A 17,032-nucleotide genomic window follows, 5' to 3' on the forward strand; every position below is an offset into this window, starting at 1 on the left:
GATATGAAAAAGAGTACAAGAAGCTGGAAAGAAAGGATATGCGCACTGCTGCTCGCGGTGGCTATGGTCATTACATGGATGATACCGAATGCGGCACTGACGGCAGAGGCGGCGCCGGGGGATGCCGGGGCGGTATACTTCAGTGTGCAGGATGTGGAAAACGGTAATACACTTCTGACGCAGGATGTCACGATCAAAGTACTTGATAATGCCAGCCAGGTCGTGGCCAGTGTCAATACAGCCGAGACACAGGAGACAGATTTTGAGCATCTCAATATGTTTAAGGTGACTGGTCTTGACACAAATACAGAATATACTTATACCGTCGAAAAGACCGGATATGAGTATAATGCGCAGAATGAAAGAAAGATTACACCGACATCATCAGACACGAATATAAAAGTTGGAATGAAAATGTCGGAGATAGATCTGAGCCAAAACAGTATATCTTTATATGTTGGCGGAAGTGCATCTGTGAATGTCACGAACAAAGTTGCAGAAGGAACATATACATGGTCCATAACAAATGGGACTCAGTTTGTAAGCGTGGCTGATGGTAATATTACTGCAAATGCCGCAGGCAATGCAGGAGATGACATTGCAAAGAATGCTGTTGTCCAGGTGAGTAACGGCAGAAAAACAGCAAACATCAATGTGACTGTATCTAAGAATAGTTTCAATATGGGATTATCTGTGAATCCGGGCGAAGGAAACGATCAGAATAAAGTCGAGCTTTCTGCAACTGGTATTCCAGATAAGGCAACCGGTACACTTACATTCAAGGCAGATGGGAACCTGATTGGTACAGCGGTACTTCCGAATACAACAATGACATATAATGATGCCGGATCAATTATCGGAGATAAAATGTTTGCCGTAGAGTATACCGGCGATACGAAATATGTCTCAAAAAGTGCATCTGTTGAGGGTAACTACACTAAGACACAGAATCTTGAAATAGATGGAGAAAATTCTAAAGAAATTACTTATGGTGATCCGGAATGGGATACTCCATTTGATGTTTCTTTAAAAGCGGATACTGTTAAGGAAAGACACATTACAGCAAACGTGGAATTTGTGAATCCTGATGAATACGCTGGCAATGTACTGCCAGAACAGGTGGCGGAAGTGGCTGTAGAAAATAATCAAATAAAAATTACTCCCAAAAACGCAGGTGAGATTAAGATTACCATTACAGCAGAAGCAAATAATTCTTATATAGCGTCCAGTATAGATTTTACGCTTTTAGTAAAAAGAAAAGAAATTTCAGTTAATGATGTTGCGTGGGACGATAATTTGTCTAAGACTTACGATGGAACAACAAATTTTCAGTTAACAGGAACTGTAGTCGACACAACAGAAAGAATTACAATTGATTCCTCAAAAGTGCATACAGATACTGCAGATGTCGCTATTGATGAAGCGGGTAATGTTATAGCAAAAGATGTAAGAGTAGAAATTGGTGAATATAAATCAACGAATGAATCAAGTCTGGCGAATTATTTACTTAAAGTGACAGATGAAAATGATTTAGTTGCGGGAATAGCTACTATTAATTACCGACCACTGTATGTTACGGCAAAAGACTGCGATATAAAATCGTTTGAGTATGGTCAAAATATTAAGGATGCAGTCGAACAGACAGCAGGATTAATAACACTTGAAAATAGTACCGGGTACATAGAAAAAGATCCAAGTAGTGGTTTGGTAAACAATGACAAGGTATCAGAATTACCGGGAGCAACCATTGACGGTAATGGGGAATTTATCAGACTGGAAGTTCAGGATGATCCATTTAACATAGTGAAGCCAGATATTACTGAACAAAATCGTATTGATGGGAATTATGAATTCAAGTTTGATGATACTGTAGATAATAGAGGCAGCCTTATAGTAACCAGCCAAACTATCAATAAAGATACACTTTTAAAATGTATTGAATTGAGCGAATCTACGACGGGAATATATGATGTCAAGGAAAGTGATGCAAATGATACCGTGCTAAAAGAAATTTATGTGAACACGGGTGCGAGGGATGAATTTGGAGAGGATAAATATGGAAGCGATGAAGAATCTCCGGTATTGAAATTGCGAGTAAAAGATTCGGAGAATTTTGAAGCTACCGCCTATTATGATGAAGTATTTATCTCTATAAATGGTGAACCGGCAATAAATGCGACTGAAGATGGTATTCCGATTGATGCATTAAAAAACGTATTGGATAGTTTAACTGAAAAAGAAGTTGATAAGACTGCTGTACAGAATGTAAGTGTATATATTGGACGTGAAAACAGTTCTAAAACAATATCGCAATCTGTAATGTTAAATGATTGGCTTTATATTGATAATAAAGCGCCAGTAGCAGATATAAGCGGATTTACTCCTACAGTATATTCAAAGATGGCAGATTCTATAACTTTCGGAATGTACACAAATAAAATGTATACAGCATCTGTAACGATTACAGATGAAGGAAGCGGACTGTCAGATAGTGTGTCCCAGCAGTATTATGTTTGGAATGTGGGATCGGATACCAGCGATGCTGGTCTGGATAAAGAAGCCTTAAAAGAACAGATTGAAACAATAACAGAGAAAGGTGAATGGTTACCTCTTGATTTAGCAACTGGAATTGCTGTTGGCAGGGGAGAAGACGAAAAGGCTATAGAGGATAATTATATTATTTTCATTAAGACAGTAGATAATGCGGATAATTGTTCCGTATATGTATCTAATGGAATGATAATTGATATCACCCAGCCAGAGATTAATTGTACTTTTGCCCCGGCGACTGCAACACAGGATGGAATTGACAATTACCAAGGAGATGCTAGTTATCAAATAAACATTAAAGATCCCGAACCATTTTTCTCAGGTATAGATTCCGTTCAGGTTGATGTGACAGTGAATGGTCAAAAAGTCGACTCAGGAATAGTGATTGATTCGCTTGACGAAACAACGCTTGAACAAACTTATGAAAATTCTTTTAAAATTGAATTAGAAGACAATGATAAATTATATTCGGACTTAGTAAAAGAATCTGACTTTACCATTAATGCTGTCGTTCCGGCAAGATCGGTCACTCCTGATTTGAATGATGTTATTATTACAATAACTACAAAGGATAAGGCGGGCAATGAGGCACAGGCATTTGAAAAGAAGATAGTTATAGATAATATATCACCAAAGGTTGAAGTATCTTACAATGATGATATTAATAAGGCGAATAATGGCATTTACTTTAACAATAAAGAAGAAAGCCGTATTATGACTGTTAAGTATACAGAACGTAACATGGATATCGGAAGCAGTGAGAATCCATATCCGGATATTAAGTTTGATATTGCCGTTAATGGAGTCGAATATGACGGGGTTCATTTAAAGGAACTTAGTCAATATGGAATAACATGGGTTAATAAAGAGGTAAAGGATTATATTGGCAATAAACCAATAAGTGATTTTGATGTAACGGATTATACAGAAGCGAGGACATGCACTATACAATTAGAATTCGACAAAGATGGAGAATATAGTATTACTCCGCATTGTGAAGATATACTGGGAAATCATGCTAAGGAAATAACCTATGCGGATGAAAAATCGGAAGCAAATAAATTCTTTATCATTGATCAGACAGCACCGGTTGTTACAGTTGTATACAGTGTGGATGGGGCAAATGATATTGTGAGTGATATTGAAGAGGCAATCAGTGAAGATAAGAGAGCGTATACAAATAGAGGTATACAGGCAGTGATTTCCATTGAAGAAAAGAATTTTTCATATGAAAAGGCTTTTGCACAAAAACAAAGTGACTTTTCCGCTACAATTGGAACAGATGCACCCGAAGGGACAGAAGATTTCAGTAAATTTGAATCACGTTCTGCATGGTCATATAATACAAATACTGGGAAAGCTACACTTAATTTTGAAAAGGACGCAAATTATACTTTTAGCTTTACTTATACTGATTTAGCAGGAAATTCATGTACATATGCACCTCATTATTTTACTTTTGACCAAACAGAACCAACAGGAGAAATTAAAGTAAATGGAACAGATAATAGCGGAATTTTAAAAGACATGATCCGTACCATTTCATTTGGCTTTTTCTTTAATGATGATACTAGAATTGAATTTACCAGTAGGGATGTAACATCTGTTTATAAACAGCAATATTATATGTATAATCCGGGAGATATACATGGAAGTGTTGATCAGTTGGATATAGAGGGAAACACTGCACAAGAAATGACACTGAAAAATATTACTATTGATGAGTGGATAGGTGGAGCAGATTATCAGCGTATAAATAATCCGGTTGTATATTATACACAAGCTAATACACAGCAAGTTCCATATATGCGCCTGGAAGATAAGGCAGGTAATGTCTCCTTTATCTCAACTGCAGGAGTGATTGACGATCGTCAGGCACCGGATAATATCCCAAAAATCACTATCACAACAGCTGAACCATTACATGGAATTTACAATAAGGATGTTGATTTTGAAATTCAAGTTATAGATCCAAAAGTAAATGGAACCTATTCCGGATTAAAAGAAGTATCGTATGAAATTTTAAAAGATGGAGAAGTAACACAATCAGGTAATTATAATAACGAACTGTTAGATGCAACACAGAGAATGCAGTCGATAACACGAAATGAAACTGTTGAGGCTGAAATAAATAACAGTAATAATATCCAGATTAAAGTTACGGCGGTAGATCAATCAGGAAATAAAGCGACGGAAACAAAAAATATAAGTATCGATATCACCGCCCCGACCATCGACGTAACCTACGACCTGAACAGCCCGCTGAACGACCGCTACTACAATGCAACGCGTACAGCGACAGTCACAGTGACAGAGCGCAACTTCGATCCGTCAGCGGTGAGATTCAACATCACAAACACAGACGGAACACAGCCGTCTATCAGCGGATGGAGCCACAGCTCCAACTCCGGTGTATCGGACAGTGCGACACATACATGCACCGTGACATTTGCGGCGGATGGCGATTACACATTTACGCTGAACACGACGGACCTTGCGGGAAATGATTCAAACTACACGAGAGTAGACGACTTTACGATCGACCAGACAGACCCGACGATTCAGGTGTCCTATGACAACAACAACGATGCTGAGCCGGGATACTTCAATGCAGACCGCACGGCGACGATCACAGTTACAGAGCACAACTTCAACGCTGCTGAGGTCAACACAGCAATCACGGCTTCACTGGAAGGAAGAGGTGTAGCAACACCGGGACTTGGCGGATGGAGCACAAGAGGAGATGTACACACAGCGAGCGTGACATTCTCAGCAGATGCGGATTACACATTTGATGTAGATTACACAGACCTTGCAGGAAACGCAGCAGCCGATTATGAGCAGGACAGCTTTACAGTTGACCAGACTGCTCCGGAGCTTGAGTTCTTTGATATCGAGGACAAGTCAGCAAACAACGATGTGGTGGCGCCGGGGGTACGCTACAGCGACAATAACTACACGGAAAATGGGGTGGAGATCACACTGGAGGGAGCAAACCATGGTGAGATGGCACTGGACGGCGACCGTTCATCCATCCCGAATGGTGAGAGCATCAAGATGGCAGATTTCGAGCGTACGAAAGAGAACGACGATCTCTATACCATGACAGCAGTGATCACAGACCGTGCGGGAAATGAGACGGAGGATTCCGTGATCTTCTCAGTTAACAGATTTGGTTCCGTATTCGTGCTGTCTGATGAGACGCAGGAGCTGGTGGATAACTACTACACCAACGAAGAGCAGGATCTTGTTGTAACCGAGATCAATGTGGACAGCCTTGTATTCAATGGTATTTCTTACGGACGTGACGGACAGCTTGCAGATCTTAAGGCAGGCACAGACTATACAGTAAAAGCAAGCGGATCAGAGGTGTCATGGAAACAGTATGATTACACGATCAACAAAGAGAACTTTGAAAAAGAGGGTAACTATACTGTAACAATCGATTCCGAAGACCGTGCGACAAATGTCGGAAACAGCCGCGCAAAGGGATGCGACATCGAGTTCGCAATCGATAAGACAGCGCCGACAGTCGTTATCACAGGTATCGAAAATGGTGAGCAGTACCGTGCAAACACAAGAAATATTACTGTAAATGCAGCGGACAATATCGCCATGGGCGATGTTGGCGTATATGTAGGAAACGATGATCAGCCGGCGCAGTCCTATGACGCAAAGGATATCCAGGCGGCAGGAGGAGAGCTCACCTATACGATGAACAGCTCCAACTCCAGACAGGATATCAGAGCGGTTGCAACAGATGCGGCTGGCAATACGGCAGAGGCTGAGATCACAAGAGTCCTGCTGACCTCTAATCTGTTCGTACAGTTCTACAGCAATACACCGCTCCTTGTAGGAACGATTGTAGGAGTTGTAGTGATCGCGGGAGGACTGCTTTGGTTCTTCCTGATCTTCAAGAAAAAGAAAGACGAAGAACAGGCAAATAAGTAAAGAGAAAGGAAGCAAAGCTGTCTGAATAGAAATATTTAGGCAGCTTGCTTTTTAAGAGGCGGTTTTCAAATATAGGAAGGCCGCGGTACCGGAGGGAGAACATGCTTCACAACGGTGATGTTATCGATGGTATGTATCAGATCATCCGTGAGATTGGTAAGGGCGGTACAGGAGTCATCTATCTCGGATACCATCTCCGTCTTCGGAAACAGATCGTGATCAAGAGGATAAAAGAAAATTATACAGGAAGAATTAATGTGCGGGGGGAGGCGGATATTCTCAAGCGCCTGCATCATACCTATCTTCCCCAGGTCTATGATTTCCTGGAGGCAGGAGGCGGAATCTATACGGTGATGGATTATATTCCGGGACATGACCTGCAGTATTATCTGGACAATCAGTATCAGTTCCCGGAACAGACGGTGCTGCTGTGGCTGAAGCAGCTATGTGAGGTGCTTGCGTATCTGCATACTCAGGATCCACCAATCCTGCACAGTGATATCAAGCCGGGCAATATCATGATCACGCCCCAGGGAAATGTGTGCCTGATCGACTTCAACATCTCGCTGGATGGTACGGAGGGAGGAAAGCTGCAGGGTCTGAGCCCTCACTATGCGGCGCCGGAGCAGTATCGGGCTGCAATGGATATCCTGTACAGTGGAGGCGGACGGTTTGATCCGGATCCCAGGATGGATATCTACAGTCTTGGGGCAGTTTTTTACCGGATGATGACAGGATATCTGCCAGAGCCGCAGACCGGTGTGCCGTATCCGATCATGGAGCTGGATATTCCATACAGTGAGGGGCTGAAGGCGGCTATAAGCAGGGCGACAGAATATAACCCGGCAAGGCGGTTTAAGTCGGCACAGCAGATGGGAAAAGCATTGGAAAACCTGGAAAAGCTGGATCCGGAGTACAGAAGTATGGGCAGACTGCAGATTCTATCCGGGCTTCTCTATGGGGTGTGTCTGGCAGCGGGAATACTTATGATTTATGGGGGAATCGGAGTCTGGCAGCGGGATGCGTGGCAGAACAGCTACTCTGAGCTGTATGCTGCGTCAGAGTCCGGAGAGGAAGCATCTGTCATAACAGCAGGGACAGATATGCTCAATGATTTTATGATGCAGGGCTATATGGATTCTCATCCTGAAGATAAGGGGGATGTACTCTATATCCTTGCTGAGAGCTATTACCGTCAGGAGCAGTACGAGACTGCGGCTCAGTACTACCGGGATGCTCTGGAAGCAGCTCCGGACAGCTCGCTCTATCTGCGGGACTACATAGCCGCTCTTACCAGGAGTGGAGAGCCATTCGATATCATTGCGCTGGAACAGCAGTATCCGGAAGCAGCTCTGGATCCGGCAGAAAGCAGCTTTGTCGAAGCTGAGGCAGCATATGCAGCGGGAGAGCCGGAGGAGGCGCTTGCAAAGGTGGAAGCAGCTATGAGGCTTAGTACGGATAGTGATCTGACTGCCGCCATCTGTGACCTGAAAGCGGACATTTGTATCGAATTGGATGAATATGGGGATGCGCTTGAGGCGCTTGGCACGGCAGCAGATATAAGCGGCGACAAAAATCTGCTGCGCAAGGCGGGACAGACCGCGTTTCAGGCAGGAAATGCCGCTTCGTCGGACATTGAGAAACGGACATATTATGAGCAGGCGCTTACCGTGTATGAGCGGCTATGCGGTGAGGACAGCGCTTCCTATGAGGATTTTTTAAATCGCGCGCTTGTGCTCAGAGCTTTGGGAAGATATGGGACCAGTATTGACCGGCTGCGAGAGATGCAGTCAGCCTGGCCGGATGATTACAGGATCCCGATGTGGATGTGTTGGAACTATCTGGACGAGGCGGCTTCAAATGGAGAGCAGGAGGTCCCGTCAGAAGCAGGCTTTTGTTACAATACAGCGCGCCATGCCTACGATGCCTCAGGACAGACGGACGAGGATATGGAGGAGCTCATCAGTGTTATGGGAGAACGGGAGTGAGGACATAAATGGCGGGTATTATTCTGGCAATAGTGGGAATCGCGGTAATTCTGACTGCCACAGCCGGATTTATCATTGTTTTCCGGATTTTGAAAAAGAGAAGGAAGAAAATCCGAGACAATATCAGTCAGATAACAGACTGAGGGAGGAGAGAGTATGGGAGAGAAAAGATCCAAGAAGACGATAGTACTTCTGATTATCTGTGGCGTGCTTCTTGTAGCGGCAGTGGCTGCGGGCATCCTCTTAATCCGCAGAGGACTGGATCAGGAAACATATAAGGAAGAGATAGCAGCAGCAGAAAAATATGCGGCGTCTGCCCAGTATGAGGATGCGATCGTAGCATACGAGAATGCGATCGAAGCAGTACCGGAGGAGGATGAGGCGTATCTGGGGCTTGCAGATGTATATCTGAATCAGGGGAAGGTCTCGCAGGCTAAGGCTACTCTGGAAAAAGGATATACCTATTCAAAAGCTCCAACGATACTGGATATGCTGAATGGTATTAATGACGGCTCTCTGTTGGTGAACCGATTCGGTCAGGACCAGGATAAGGAGACCATGGAGCAGAGGAGGGGACAGCTTGGCTGGAATACAGCCTTCCTTCAGAGACTGGAAAATTTTACGTACAGCGATTATTCGGATGAGTACGGCGCATGGCCGGATATTGTAAAAGTGGCAAAGGGTGAGGTGAAAGTCGTGCATGATGACCTTTCGGCCGCACTGTACTATTCAGATACACCGGAGGATGACACGATCGTAGATGACAGGAGGAACCGCCCGGATGAGACGGGGATGCCGGAGAAGCTGGAGCTGGATTCCCTGGATATTATCTTTGATAACTTCGCAGCTCCGGTTACACTTGAGCAGCTTCAGGCAGTTTCAAGCTCAACGGTAGAGCCGGTCACTGATGCAGAACGGAGCTATGTACAGCTCAGGACAGGATCGGTCATCATGAATATCGAGACAGATGCAGCTGGTACGATCCAATCTGTAAATGCGTGGAATGAGGTGCTTCTCCCGGAGGCAAATCAGAATAGAAGCACAAAGGGTATCCTGAGTGGTATTGTGATTGACGCCGTGACAGGAGAGGGTGTTCCGGAGGCAGAGCTCGTATTTGAAGGGCAGGAGGATGCATCTCATACCGGAGAGGCGTCAACGGACAGGAAAGGAGCATTTTCCGTGGAGCTTGATCCGGATGTCTATGATGTGACGATTACAGCAGACGGCTATGTCGTGGAGAACTTTGAGTTCGAGATGGAAAAGGATAGAAACTACAGCGGTGAACAGTTCATTATTTCACCGGAGCTGGCTGCCGGAACGGCGCGTATCGTTCTTGAGTGGGGCTCGGAGCCGCAGGATCTTGATTCCTACCTGATCGGAGACAGTGACAGCGGGGGAAGCGTATTCGTAAGCTATTACAGAAAGACGGCATCATCTGGCGGAGAGACTCTCGCAGAGCTTGATGTAGATGATACCAACGGATACGGACCGGAGACGATCACACTGTACGACCTGAACGGTGTATACCAATATACGGTAGTGGACTACAGGCTGACCAGCACACTGCAGGATTACGGTGCGACTGTCAAAGTGTATCTGCCCGGACAGGCACAGCCGGAAGTGATCACAGTATCGCCGGGGGCTGGTATCGAGAATATATGGGAAGTCTTTGAACTGGATCATGGTGAGCTGAATATTTTGAACAGAGCCGGAGATGAGGACGACCTGGTAGAAGGAAGTAAGTAATGGCTGACAATGAGATTTTTACAGAAATGAAATGCGGAGCAAATTTTGCTTACATATTGCATGACAGCAGTCGTTTCCTCACAACAGAATACAAGGTGCTGCAGAGCCAGACGAGGAGATGCTTCCTGCGCAGTATGAAAATGACGTGCAACGGAAAGACCGAGCTGTACTACATGACAGACGGCTGTAAAGCATTTTCCACCCTTACTCCTGTGCTGAGCACAGACAGATTCCTGGCAGTGACCGGGAATCTGTTGGATGCAGTCAGCGAAGTAAAGAGCAATGGCTTTCTCGCCTGCAGGAATCTGGACATTGCATTTGAAAAAATTTATATCGATATGTCTACATACAAGGTTCGCCTGGTATATCTTCCAATAGATACACCTCTTTTTGAGGATGACTCAGAGTTTGAGAATGAGCTGAGGGCCGGTCTGATCAAAGCAATCGATAACAGATCGGATAAAAATGCACCGGAGCTTAAGCGGCTGTCTGCGGATCTGGCGGATGGTACGCTCACCCTGGAAGAGACGGCTATCCGTATGCGAGGTGGGAAAATCTGCAGAGAGCCTGAGCCGTCTGTATCCCCGTTGCCTAAAGAGCGGTCGATGTCTCTGGTTACTATGAATGCACCGCGCATAGAGCTTAAGGTTACAAAGGATGAATTTATCATAGGGAAGAAAGTGTCACGGGTGGACGGTGCAGTTACATTCAACCGGATGATCAGCAGAGTACACTGTAAGGTCAGCAGAAAGAGCAATGGATATATGGTCACGGATCTGAATAGTGCAAACGGGACCTTCCTCAACCAGGAACGCCTGATTCCTGAGCAGGCATATCCGGTAAAAAATGGCGATGTGGTAAGAATGGCTAATACGGATTTTCAGGTGATCATTAAATAAGGAGACTATGACAGTGGCAAAACCGAGACTCATTATAGCAGACACAGATATAAATTATATTATTCCCCTGCAGGCAAAATTTGCAGAAGAGTTTCCCGGAGAAATTGATCTGGAGATCATAACGGAACCAGCGTATTTTGAACAGCTTTTCGCAAGCCCGCAGAAGGTGGATGTCCTGATCGTGTCAGATCAGCTCTACAGCGGGATGCTGCGGCGCCATAGCATCGGGTATATCTTTGTTATGATGGAGAAGTATGAAGAAGGGACGACAGATGAACTCTCGATCAACAGACTGTTCAAATATACGAGTATCCGGGAAATATTTAATGAGATTGTGGGCAAGAGCTCCGATGTGCTGAACGTAAACATCCATACGAAGAAAGCATGCCAGACGGTTCTTGTCTGCTCTGCTGCGGGGGGGACCGGAAAGACAACAGTGGCGATGGGGCTGGCGGGCTGCCTGACGAGAAATTACAAGAGGGTGCTCTATATCAATGCGGAAAGACTGCAGACATTTCAGTACCGGCTGGAAAATAAAGGCGCTGTCTCAGCTCCGGAGGTTTATATGAGACTGGCTGATCCACAGTCTTCCATCTACCAGGAAATCCGGCATGTCATCCGGCGGGAAGAGTTCAGCTATCTGCCGCCGTTTAAAGCGCCGCTTATGTCTCTGGGGCTTCACTATTCCGTATACCGGAAGATCGCAGCGTCTGCCAAGAAGACGAACGAATATGACTTTATCATTATTGATGCAGATCCTGTATTTGACGAAGAGAAGGCAGCGTTGATCGGGGAGGCGGACAAGGTGGTCATTGTGACAAAGCAGACAGAAGACTCCGTGCGTGCGACTGATTTGCTTGTGTCTAATATTAATGGGATTGGCGGCGAAAAGTATCTGTTTGTCTGCAATGATTTCAGAAAAGATGAGGAGAATTATCTGACGTCATCTGATATAGAAATCCGATTTCAGGTAAATGAATATATCGGGCATTTCCCTGCCGGAGAAAAGATAACTGCAGATAAGCTTGCCCGTGATACCGGAATCCAGAAGACAGCGTTTCTGATCATGTAGCAGTGAGGTGGGAAAATGGACAATGAGAAGGCTATCATTATATTTAACATAGTAGGAAAAAATACTTCAGTTGACCTCGAGGTGCCATTGGACATCTCGGCGAATGAGCTGGTGAATGCTCTGAATACAGCGTATGAGCTGGGGATCGATACGACAGACATCAAGAACTGCTATCTGAAAGCAGAGAAGCCTGTCGCGCTTTTGAGAGGGAATAAGACGCTCAGAGAATTCGGCATCCGCAATGGGAGCATTATCAATTATACGGAATAGGAGTGCAGCGGTATGGATAACAGGTATAAGATTATCATCTCCAACAAAAATCTTTATAAAGAGGTCGAGCTGGCAGCGGACGCCGAAGAACTGAAAGTCGGAACAGGTATTGACTGCGGTGTGCGTCTGTACAGGGATCTGTTCTTCGGCCAGATTGAGCTTACATTCATCAGGATGAACGGGAAATGGTCTGTTCTGTGTTCGGATAATCTGTACCTGTCATTTGGAGATGTAAGAAAGCTGATGACAGCTGAACTGGAGCATGGGGATTCACTTGAAGTGAAGTATCAGGAATCTGATAACCCTGTGTTTACCCTGGAGTTTTTGATCGACTTTGAGAGTGGAAACAGGAAATATGAGAGGATCATTGACCTGGGAGCAGTGCAGTCTATGCGAATTGGCTCCGGAAACGGCTGCAATATCACCCTGCGCAGTCAGTACACGGTTAATGAATCCCTGATTCTTTACCGGCAGAATGAATCTCTGATGCTGCAGACAGAGCGGACGATGTACGGGATATACCACAACGGGAGAAAAGCAGAGGTGAGAGAAGAGATCAGGAGCGGAGATTTCTTCTCTGTATCGGATTATTTCTTCTACTATAAAAACGGAAAAATATGGACAGAGATCCGCGGGGATATGGGGATTACGGGGCTTTCCTTCCGTGACGCGCCAGAACATAAGAGCTATCCGGGCTTCAGCCGCAATACAAGGCTGAAGACGGTGGTGTGCGAGGATGAGATTGAAATACTGGATCCGCCTGAAAAGCCGCAGAAGCCGAAGAACAATCTGTTCATGCGGATATTCCCGTCTCTCGGAATCCTGATAGCCGCAGGCGCCATGGCCTTTATGGGCGGCACCATGATCTTGTTCTCTCTGATCTCCGGCGTGATCGCAATCATCACGGCGGTCATGGGCGTTCGAGAGGGGAAAAAGGATTTTAAAGAGAAATCAGAAGAGAGGATCATAAAGTATAACGCTTACATAGAGAAAAAGACGGCAGAGATCGAACAGTGCCGCGCCGGGGAGAGAAAATCTCTGGAAGAGATCTATGTGTCACAGGACATTGAAAAACAGCGTCTGGAGAGCTTTTCACCGGATCTCTTTGACCGTGTCCCCGAGGATGAGGACTTCCTGTGTGTACGTCTCGGCAGCGGGGCAGTGGAGTCCAGACGTCCGGTTAAGTATAAGAAGCAGGAGCGCCTGGAGATCGAGGACGACCTGCAGCTTATGCCGGAGCAGATCAGTGAGGCGTATAAATATATCCAGGGCGTGCCTGTCGTATGTGACCTGAAATCCATGAACGCGCTGGGAATCACGGGACAGGAGCAGTACCGGTTCGAACTGTTTAAGAATATCATCGTTGATCTTGTATCCCGCCAGTATTTTTCAGATGTACGACTTTTCTTTGTGGTAGAGGAGAAGCATAAGAACAGAGTGCACTGGCTGCGGTTTCTTCCAAACGCATATTGTGAACAGACAGATACGAGGGCGATCGTGAGTGATGACGAGAGCAAGAACCTGATCTTTGAGTATTTGTATAAGGAGCTGACGATAAGAGAACAGAATAAGTCCTATGACAATCATATTATTGTGTTTTTTTATGATGAATATGGGTTTAAGAACCATCCGGTATCAAAGTTTGTGGAAAATGCAAAGGATCTGGGAGTGACTTTTGTATTCTTCGGAAATGACCGTTCGGAGATCCCTGTGGGTTGTTCGGCATTGATCAATATCCTTGATGCGCAGCAGGGCGTACTGATCGATACAGAAGACCGTTCACGGATGAACGTATTTCTCTATCCCCATATCAGTGACAGACAGGCGCGTCGAGTCGTGGATATTCTGGCACCTGTCTACACGGAGGAGATTTCTCTGGAGAGCTCTCTTACCAAAAGCATCAGTATGTTTGAGATGATGGGGATATTCACGGTAGATGACATCGACCTGGGAGTAAGGTGGAAGACGTCGCACGTATTTCGGTCCATGGCAGCACCGATCGGAGTGTCCAAGACTGGGATCATAAGCCTGGATCTGCATGATAAGGCACACGGTCCCCATGGTCTTGTGGCGGGGACGACAGGATCCGGTAAGTCTGAGATCCTGCAGACATATATTCTCTCCATGGCAACGCTGTTCCATCCTTATGAAGTGGGATTTATGATCATCGACTTCAAGGGCGGCGGCATGGTGAATCAGTTCGAGGAGCTTCCCCATCTGCTGGGAGCGATCACGAACATCGACGGGAAAGCAATCAATCGTTCCCTGAAGTCTATCAAGGCAGAGCTTCAGAAGCGTCAGCGGCTTTTTGCGGATGCGGAAGTAAACCATATTGATAAATACATAAGAAAATATCAGGCGGGCGAGGTAAAGGAACCGCTGCCGCATCTGATCATCATTGTGGATGAATTTGCGGAGCTAAAGGCAGAACAGCCGGAATTTATGAAAGAACTGATCTCGGCGGCTCGTATCGGACGAAGCCTGGGCGTGCATCTGATCCTGGCTACACAGAAGCCTGCCGGACAGGTCAATGAGCAGATTTGGAGTAATTCCAGATTCAAGCTCTGCCTGAAGGTGCAGAGTAAGGAAGACAGTAACGAGGTGCTCAAATCGCCTCTGGCGGCGGAGATCAAAGAACCGGGCCGGGCATACCTGCAGGTGGGAAATAACGAGATCTTTGAGCTGTTCCAGTCTGCATACAGCGGGGCGCCGGCGGTATCCGACGACAGTAATGTCAGGGAGTTCACCATATGGCAGGTGCCGGATGCAGGAAAGAAGACGCCGGTATATGTCCAGAAGAAGGACAAGAGCGGCAAAGGAAGTATTACTCAGCTTGATGCGATCGTGAAGTATGTAAATGAATATTGCAGAAAGAATCATCTGGAAAAACTGCCGGATATATGTCTCCCGGCACTGAGCGAACATATCGACTTCGCATTACAGGATACAGCGGCAGGAGGAGACGGCGGGTTCTATGCGGATCTTGGTATTTATGATGATCCGGACAATCAGTATCAGGGCGTCTATTCCGTGGATGTGGGAAGCCAGAATACGATCATCATCGGTTCAGCACAGACTGGAAAGACGAATATCCTGCAAAATATTATCCGGAGTCTGTCAACCAGGTATACACCGGAGGAAGTATCCATCTATATCCTGGATTTTGCATCCATGGTATTGAAGAATTTCGACAGCCTGAACCATGTGGGAGGAGTTGTCTGTGCTTCGGAGGATGAGAAGCTTAAGAATCTGTTCAAGCTTCTCCGCACGGAGCTGGAGGAGAGAAAAGAACGGCTTATCTCTGTTGGCGTCAGCTCGTTTACAGCCTATAGAGAAGCTGGACGGACAGACCTGCCGCAGATCGTACTGATCATAGATAACCTGACGGCGTTGAAGGAACTGTATTTCCAGGATGATGATGAGCTGCTGAATCTGTGCCGGGAAGGAATCACTGTGGGTATCAGTATTATTATTGCAAACGCACAGACTGCGGGAATCGGGTATAAATATCTGTCTAATTTTTCCGTGCGTATCGCAACTTTCTGTAACGATTCGAGTGAGTATGGCGCGCTGTTTGAGCACTGTAACCAGAGACTGGACAATATACCAGGACGCTGCTTCGTGGAGATTGAGAAGCGGCATTTGGAGTGTCAGTGCTACCTGGCATTTTTCGGCGAGAAAGAGTTCGAGAGAGCGCAGAAGATCCGGGAATACATTGCGCAGACGAATGCATCCTGCGGCAATATGGCGGCAGTACGTATCCCGCTTATTCCTGCCGTATTGAACGAGCAGTATATGAAGGATGAATTCCAAAGCATGATGCGGCAGAGATTTACGGTTGCAGTCGGGCTGGATTATGAGACGGTTATGCCGCATATGCTCGATTTCGCATCCATAGGTGTACTTGCCGTTACTGGTAGAGAGGGAGCCGGCCGTCATAATTGGCTGAGATATGTGGTTAATATGCTGGATATCATGTATCCGGGACAGATGAAGCTGTATGTGGCGGATAGTATTGGAAAGCGCCTTGCGGTATTAAAGGGAAGAGAATATACATGCGGGTACAGCATTCTTACAGATGATGCCCTCCAGTTTGTGAGAGAAATCGAAGAACAGCTGAAAGAGCGGTATGATGCTCTGGCAGCAGGCGATGACGGAGTACTCTCCACATCTCCTCTCCTCATGCTCGTAATCGACAGCTATGACGCGGCAACTGCCATCTGCAATGACAGAGAGGCGATGGAAGCGTACAAGAATATTACAGGCAGGTATAAGAACCTGAATGTATGCATCATTATTTCGGCGGTGGAAAATGTACCGATACCGTACAGTGCTCCGGAGATATTCAAGAACATCCGTGATCAGCACCATATGATGTATTTTGACGATATTTCTAATATGAAGATATATGACATGCCGCTTGCAGTGGCAAGAAAGTTCAAGAAGCCGATTGAGACGGGCGACGGATATTACATCAGAGATAATGAGTGCATGAAGCTCAAAACGCCGCTCGCCGCGCCGGAGCAGGGCTTATAAGCATGTATATACCCGGGAGA

Annotated in this window: 7 protein-coding genes; all 7 read left to right on the plus strand. The window is 45.7% G+C overall.

The window, feature by feature from the left end; genetic code table 11:
* Nucleotides 1-3: 3 nt before the first annotated feature.
* Nucleotides 4-6,501 carry a hypothetical protein gene (locus Q5911_RS07600; RefSeq protein WP_303182139.1) on the plus strand — a complete coding sequence of 2,166 codons (6,498 nt, stop codon included), beginning with the start codon at nucleotides 4-6 and terminating at the stop codon, nucleotides 6,499-6,501.
* Nucleotides 6,502-6,602: 101 nt separating this feature from the next.
* Complete coding sequence (locus Q5911_RS07605; RefSeq protein WP_303182141.1) at nucleotides 6,603-8,489, plus strand: protein kinase domain-containing protein; 1,887 nt, start codon at nucleotides 6,603-6,605, stop codon at nucleotides 8,487-8,489.
* Between the two features lie 156 nt (nucleotides 8,490-8,645).
* The gene (locus Q5911_RS07610; protein WP_303182142.1) at nucleotides 8,646-10,235 is read left to right on the plus strand and encodes a tetratricopeptide repeat protein; all 1,590 of its coding nucleotides are present in this window, start codon (nucleotides 8,646-8,648) and stop codon (nucleotides 10,233-10,235) included.
* Nucleotides 10,235-11,134, plus strand: a complete 900-nt coding sequence (locus Q5911_RS07615) for an FHA domain-containing protein (protein ID WP_303182144.1) — start codon at nucleotides 10,235-10,237, stop codon at nucleotides 11,132-11,134. The genes Q5911_RS07610 and Q5911_RS07615 overlap by 1 nt, the downstream gene beginning before the upstream one ends.
* A gap of 7 nt (nucleotides 11,135-11,141) precedes the next feature.
* Nucleotides 11,142-12,206, plus strand: coding sequence for an AAA family ATPase (locus Q5911_RS07620; protein WP_303182146.1), 1,065 nt, complete (start codon nucleotides 11,142-11,144; stop codon nucleotides 12,204-12,206).
* 15 nt (nucleotides 12,207-12,221) lie between these two features.
* On the plus strand, nucleotides 12,222-12,476 hold the full coding sequence (locus tag Q5911_RS07625) for an EsaB/YukD family protein (RefSeq protein WP_303182148.1): 255 nt from the start codon (nucleotides 12,222-12,224) through the stop codon (nucleotides 12,474-12,476).
* A gap of 12 nt (nucleotides 12,477-12,488) precedes the next feature.
* Entirely contained in the window at nucleotides 12,489-17,012 is a 4,524-nt protein-coding gene (gene essC / locus Q5911_RS07630; RefSeq protein WP_303182150.1) for a type VII secretion protein EssC, read from the plus strand.
* Nucleotides 17,013-17,032 lie beyond the last annotated feature (20 nt).

Source organism: Lachnoclostridium phocaeense, assembly GCF_959599685.1.
GTDB classification, from domain to species: Bacteria; Bacillota; Clostridia; order Lachnospirales; family Lachnospiraceae; genus Claveliimonas; species Claveliimonas monacensis.

Bases quoted from the DNA above. Each gene is read 5' to 3' on its own strand.
- Q5911_RS07600 (WP_303182139.1), top strand. From the start codon at position 4: ATGAAAAAGAGTACAAGAAGCTGGAAAGAAAGGATATGCGCACTGCTG.
- Q5911_RS07605 (WP_303182141.1), top strand. From the start codon at position 6,603: ATGCTTCACAACGGTGATGTTATCGATGGTATGTATCAGATCATCCGT.
- Q5911_RS07610 (WP_303182142.1), top strand. From the start codon at position 8,646: ATGGGAGAGAAAAGATCCAAGAAGACGATAGTACTTCTGATTATCTGT.
- Q5911_RS07615 (WP_303182144.1), top strand. From the start codon at position 10,235: ATGGCTGACAATGAGATTTTTACAGAAATGAAATGCGGAGCAAATTTT.
- Q5911_RS07620 (WP_303182146.1), top strand. From the start codon at position 11,142: ATGACAGTGGCAAAACCGAGACTCATTATAGCAGACACAGATATAAAT.
- Q5911_RS07625 (WP_303182148.1), top strand. From the start codon at position 12,222: ATGGACAATGAGAAGGCTATCATTATATTTAACATAGTAGGAAAAAAT.
- essC (WP_303182150.1), top strand. From the start codon at position 12,489: ATGGATAACAGGTATAAGATTATCATCTCCAACAAAAATCTTTATAAA.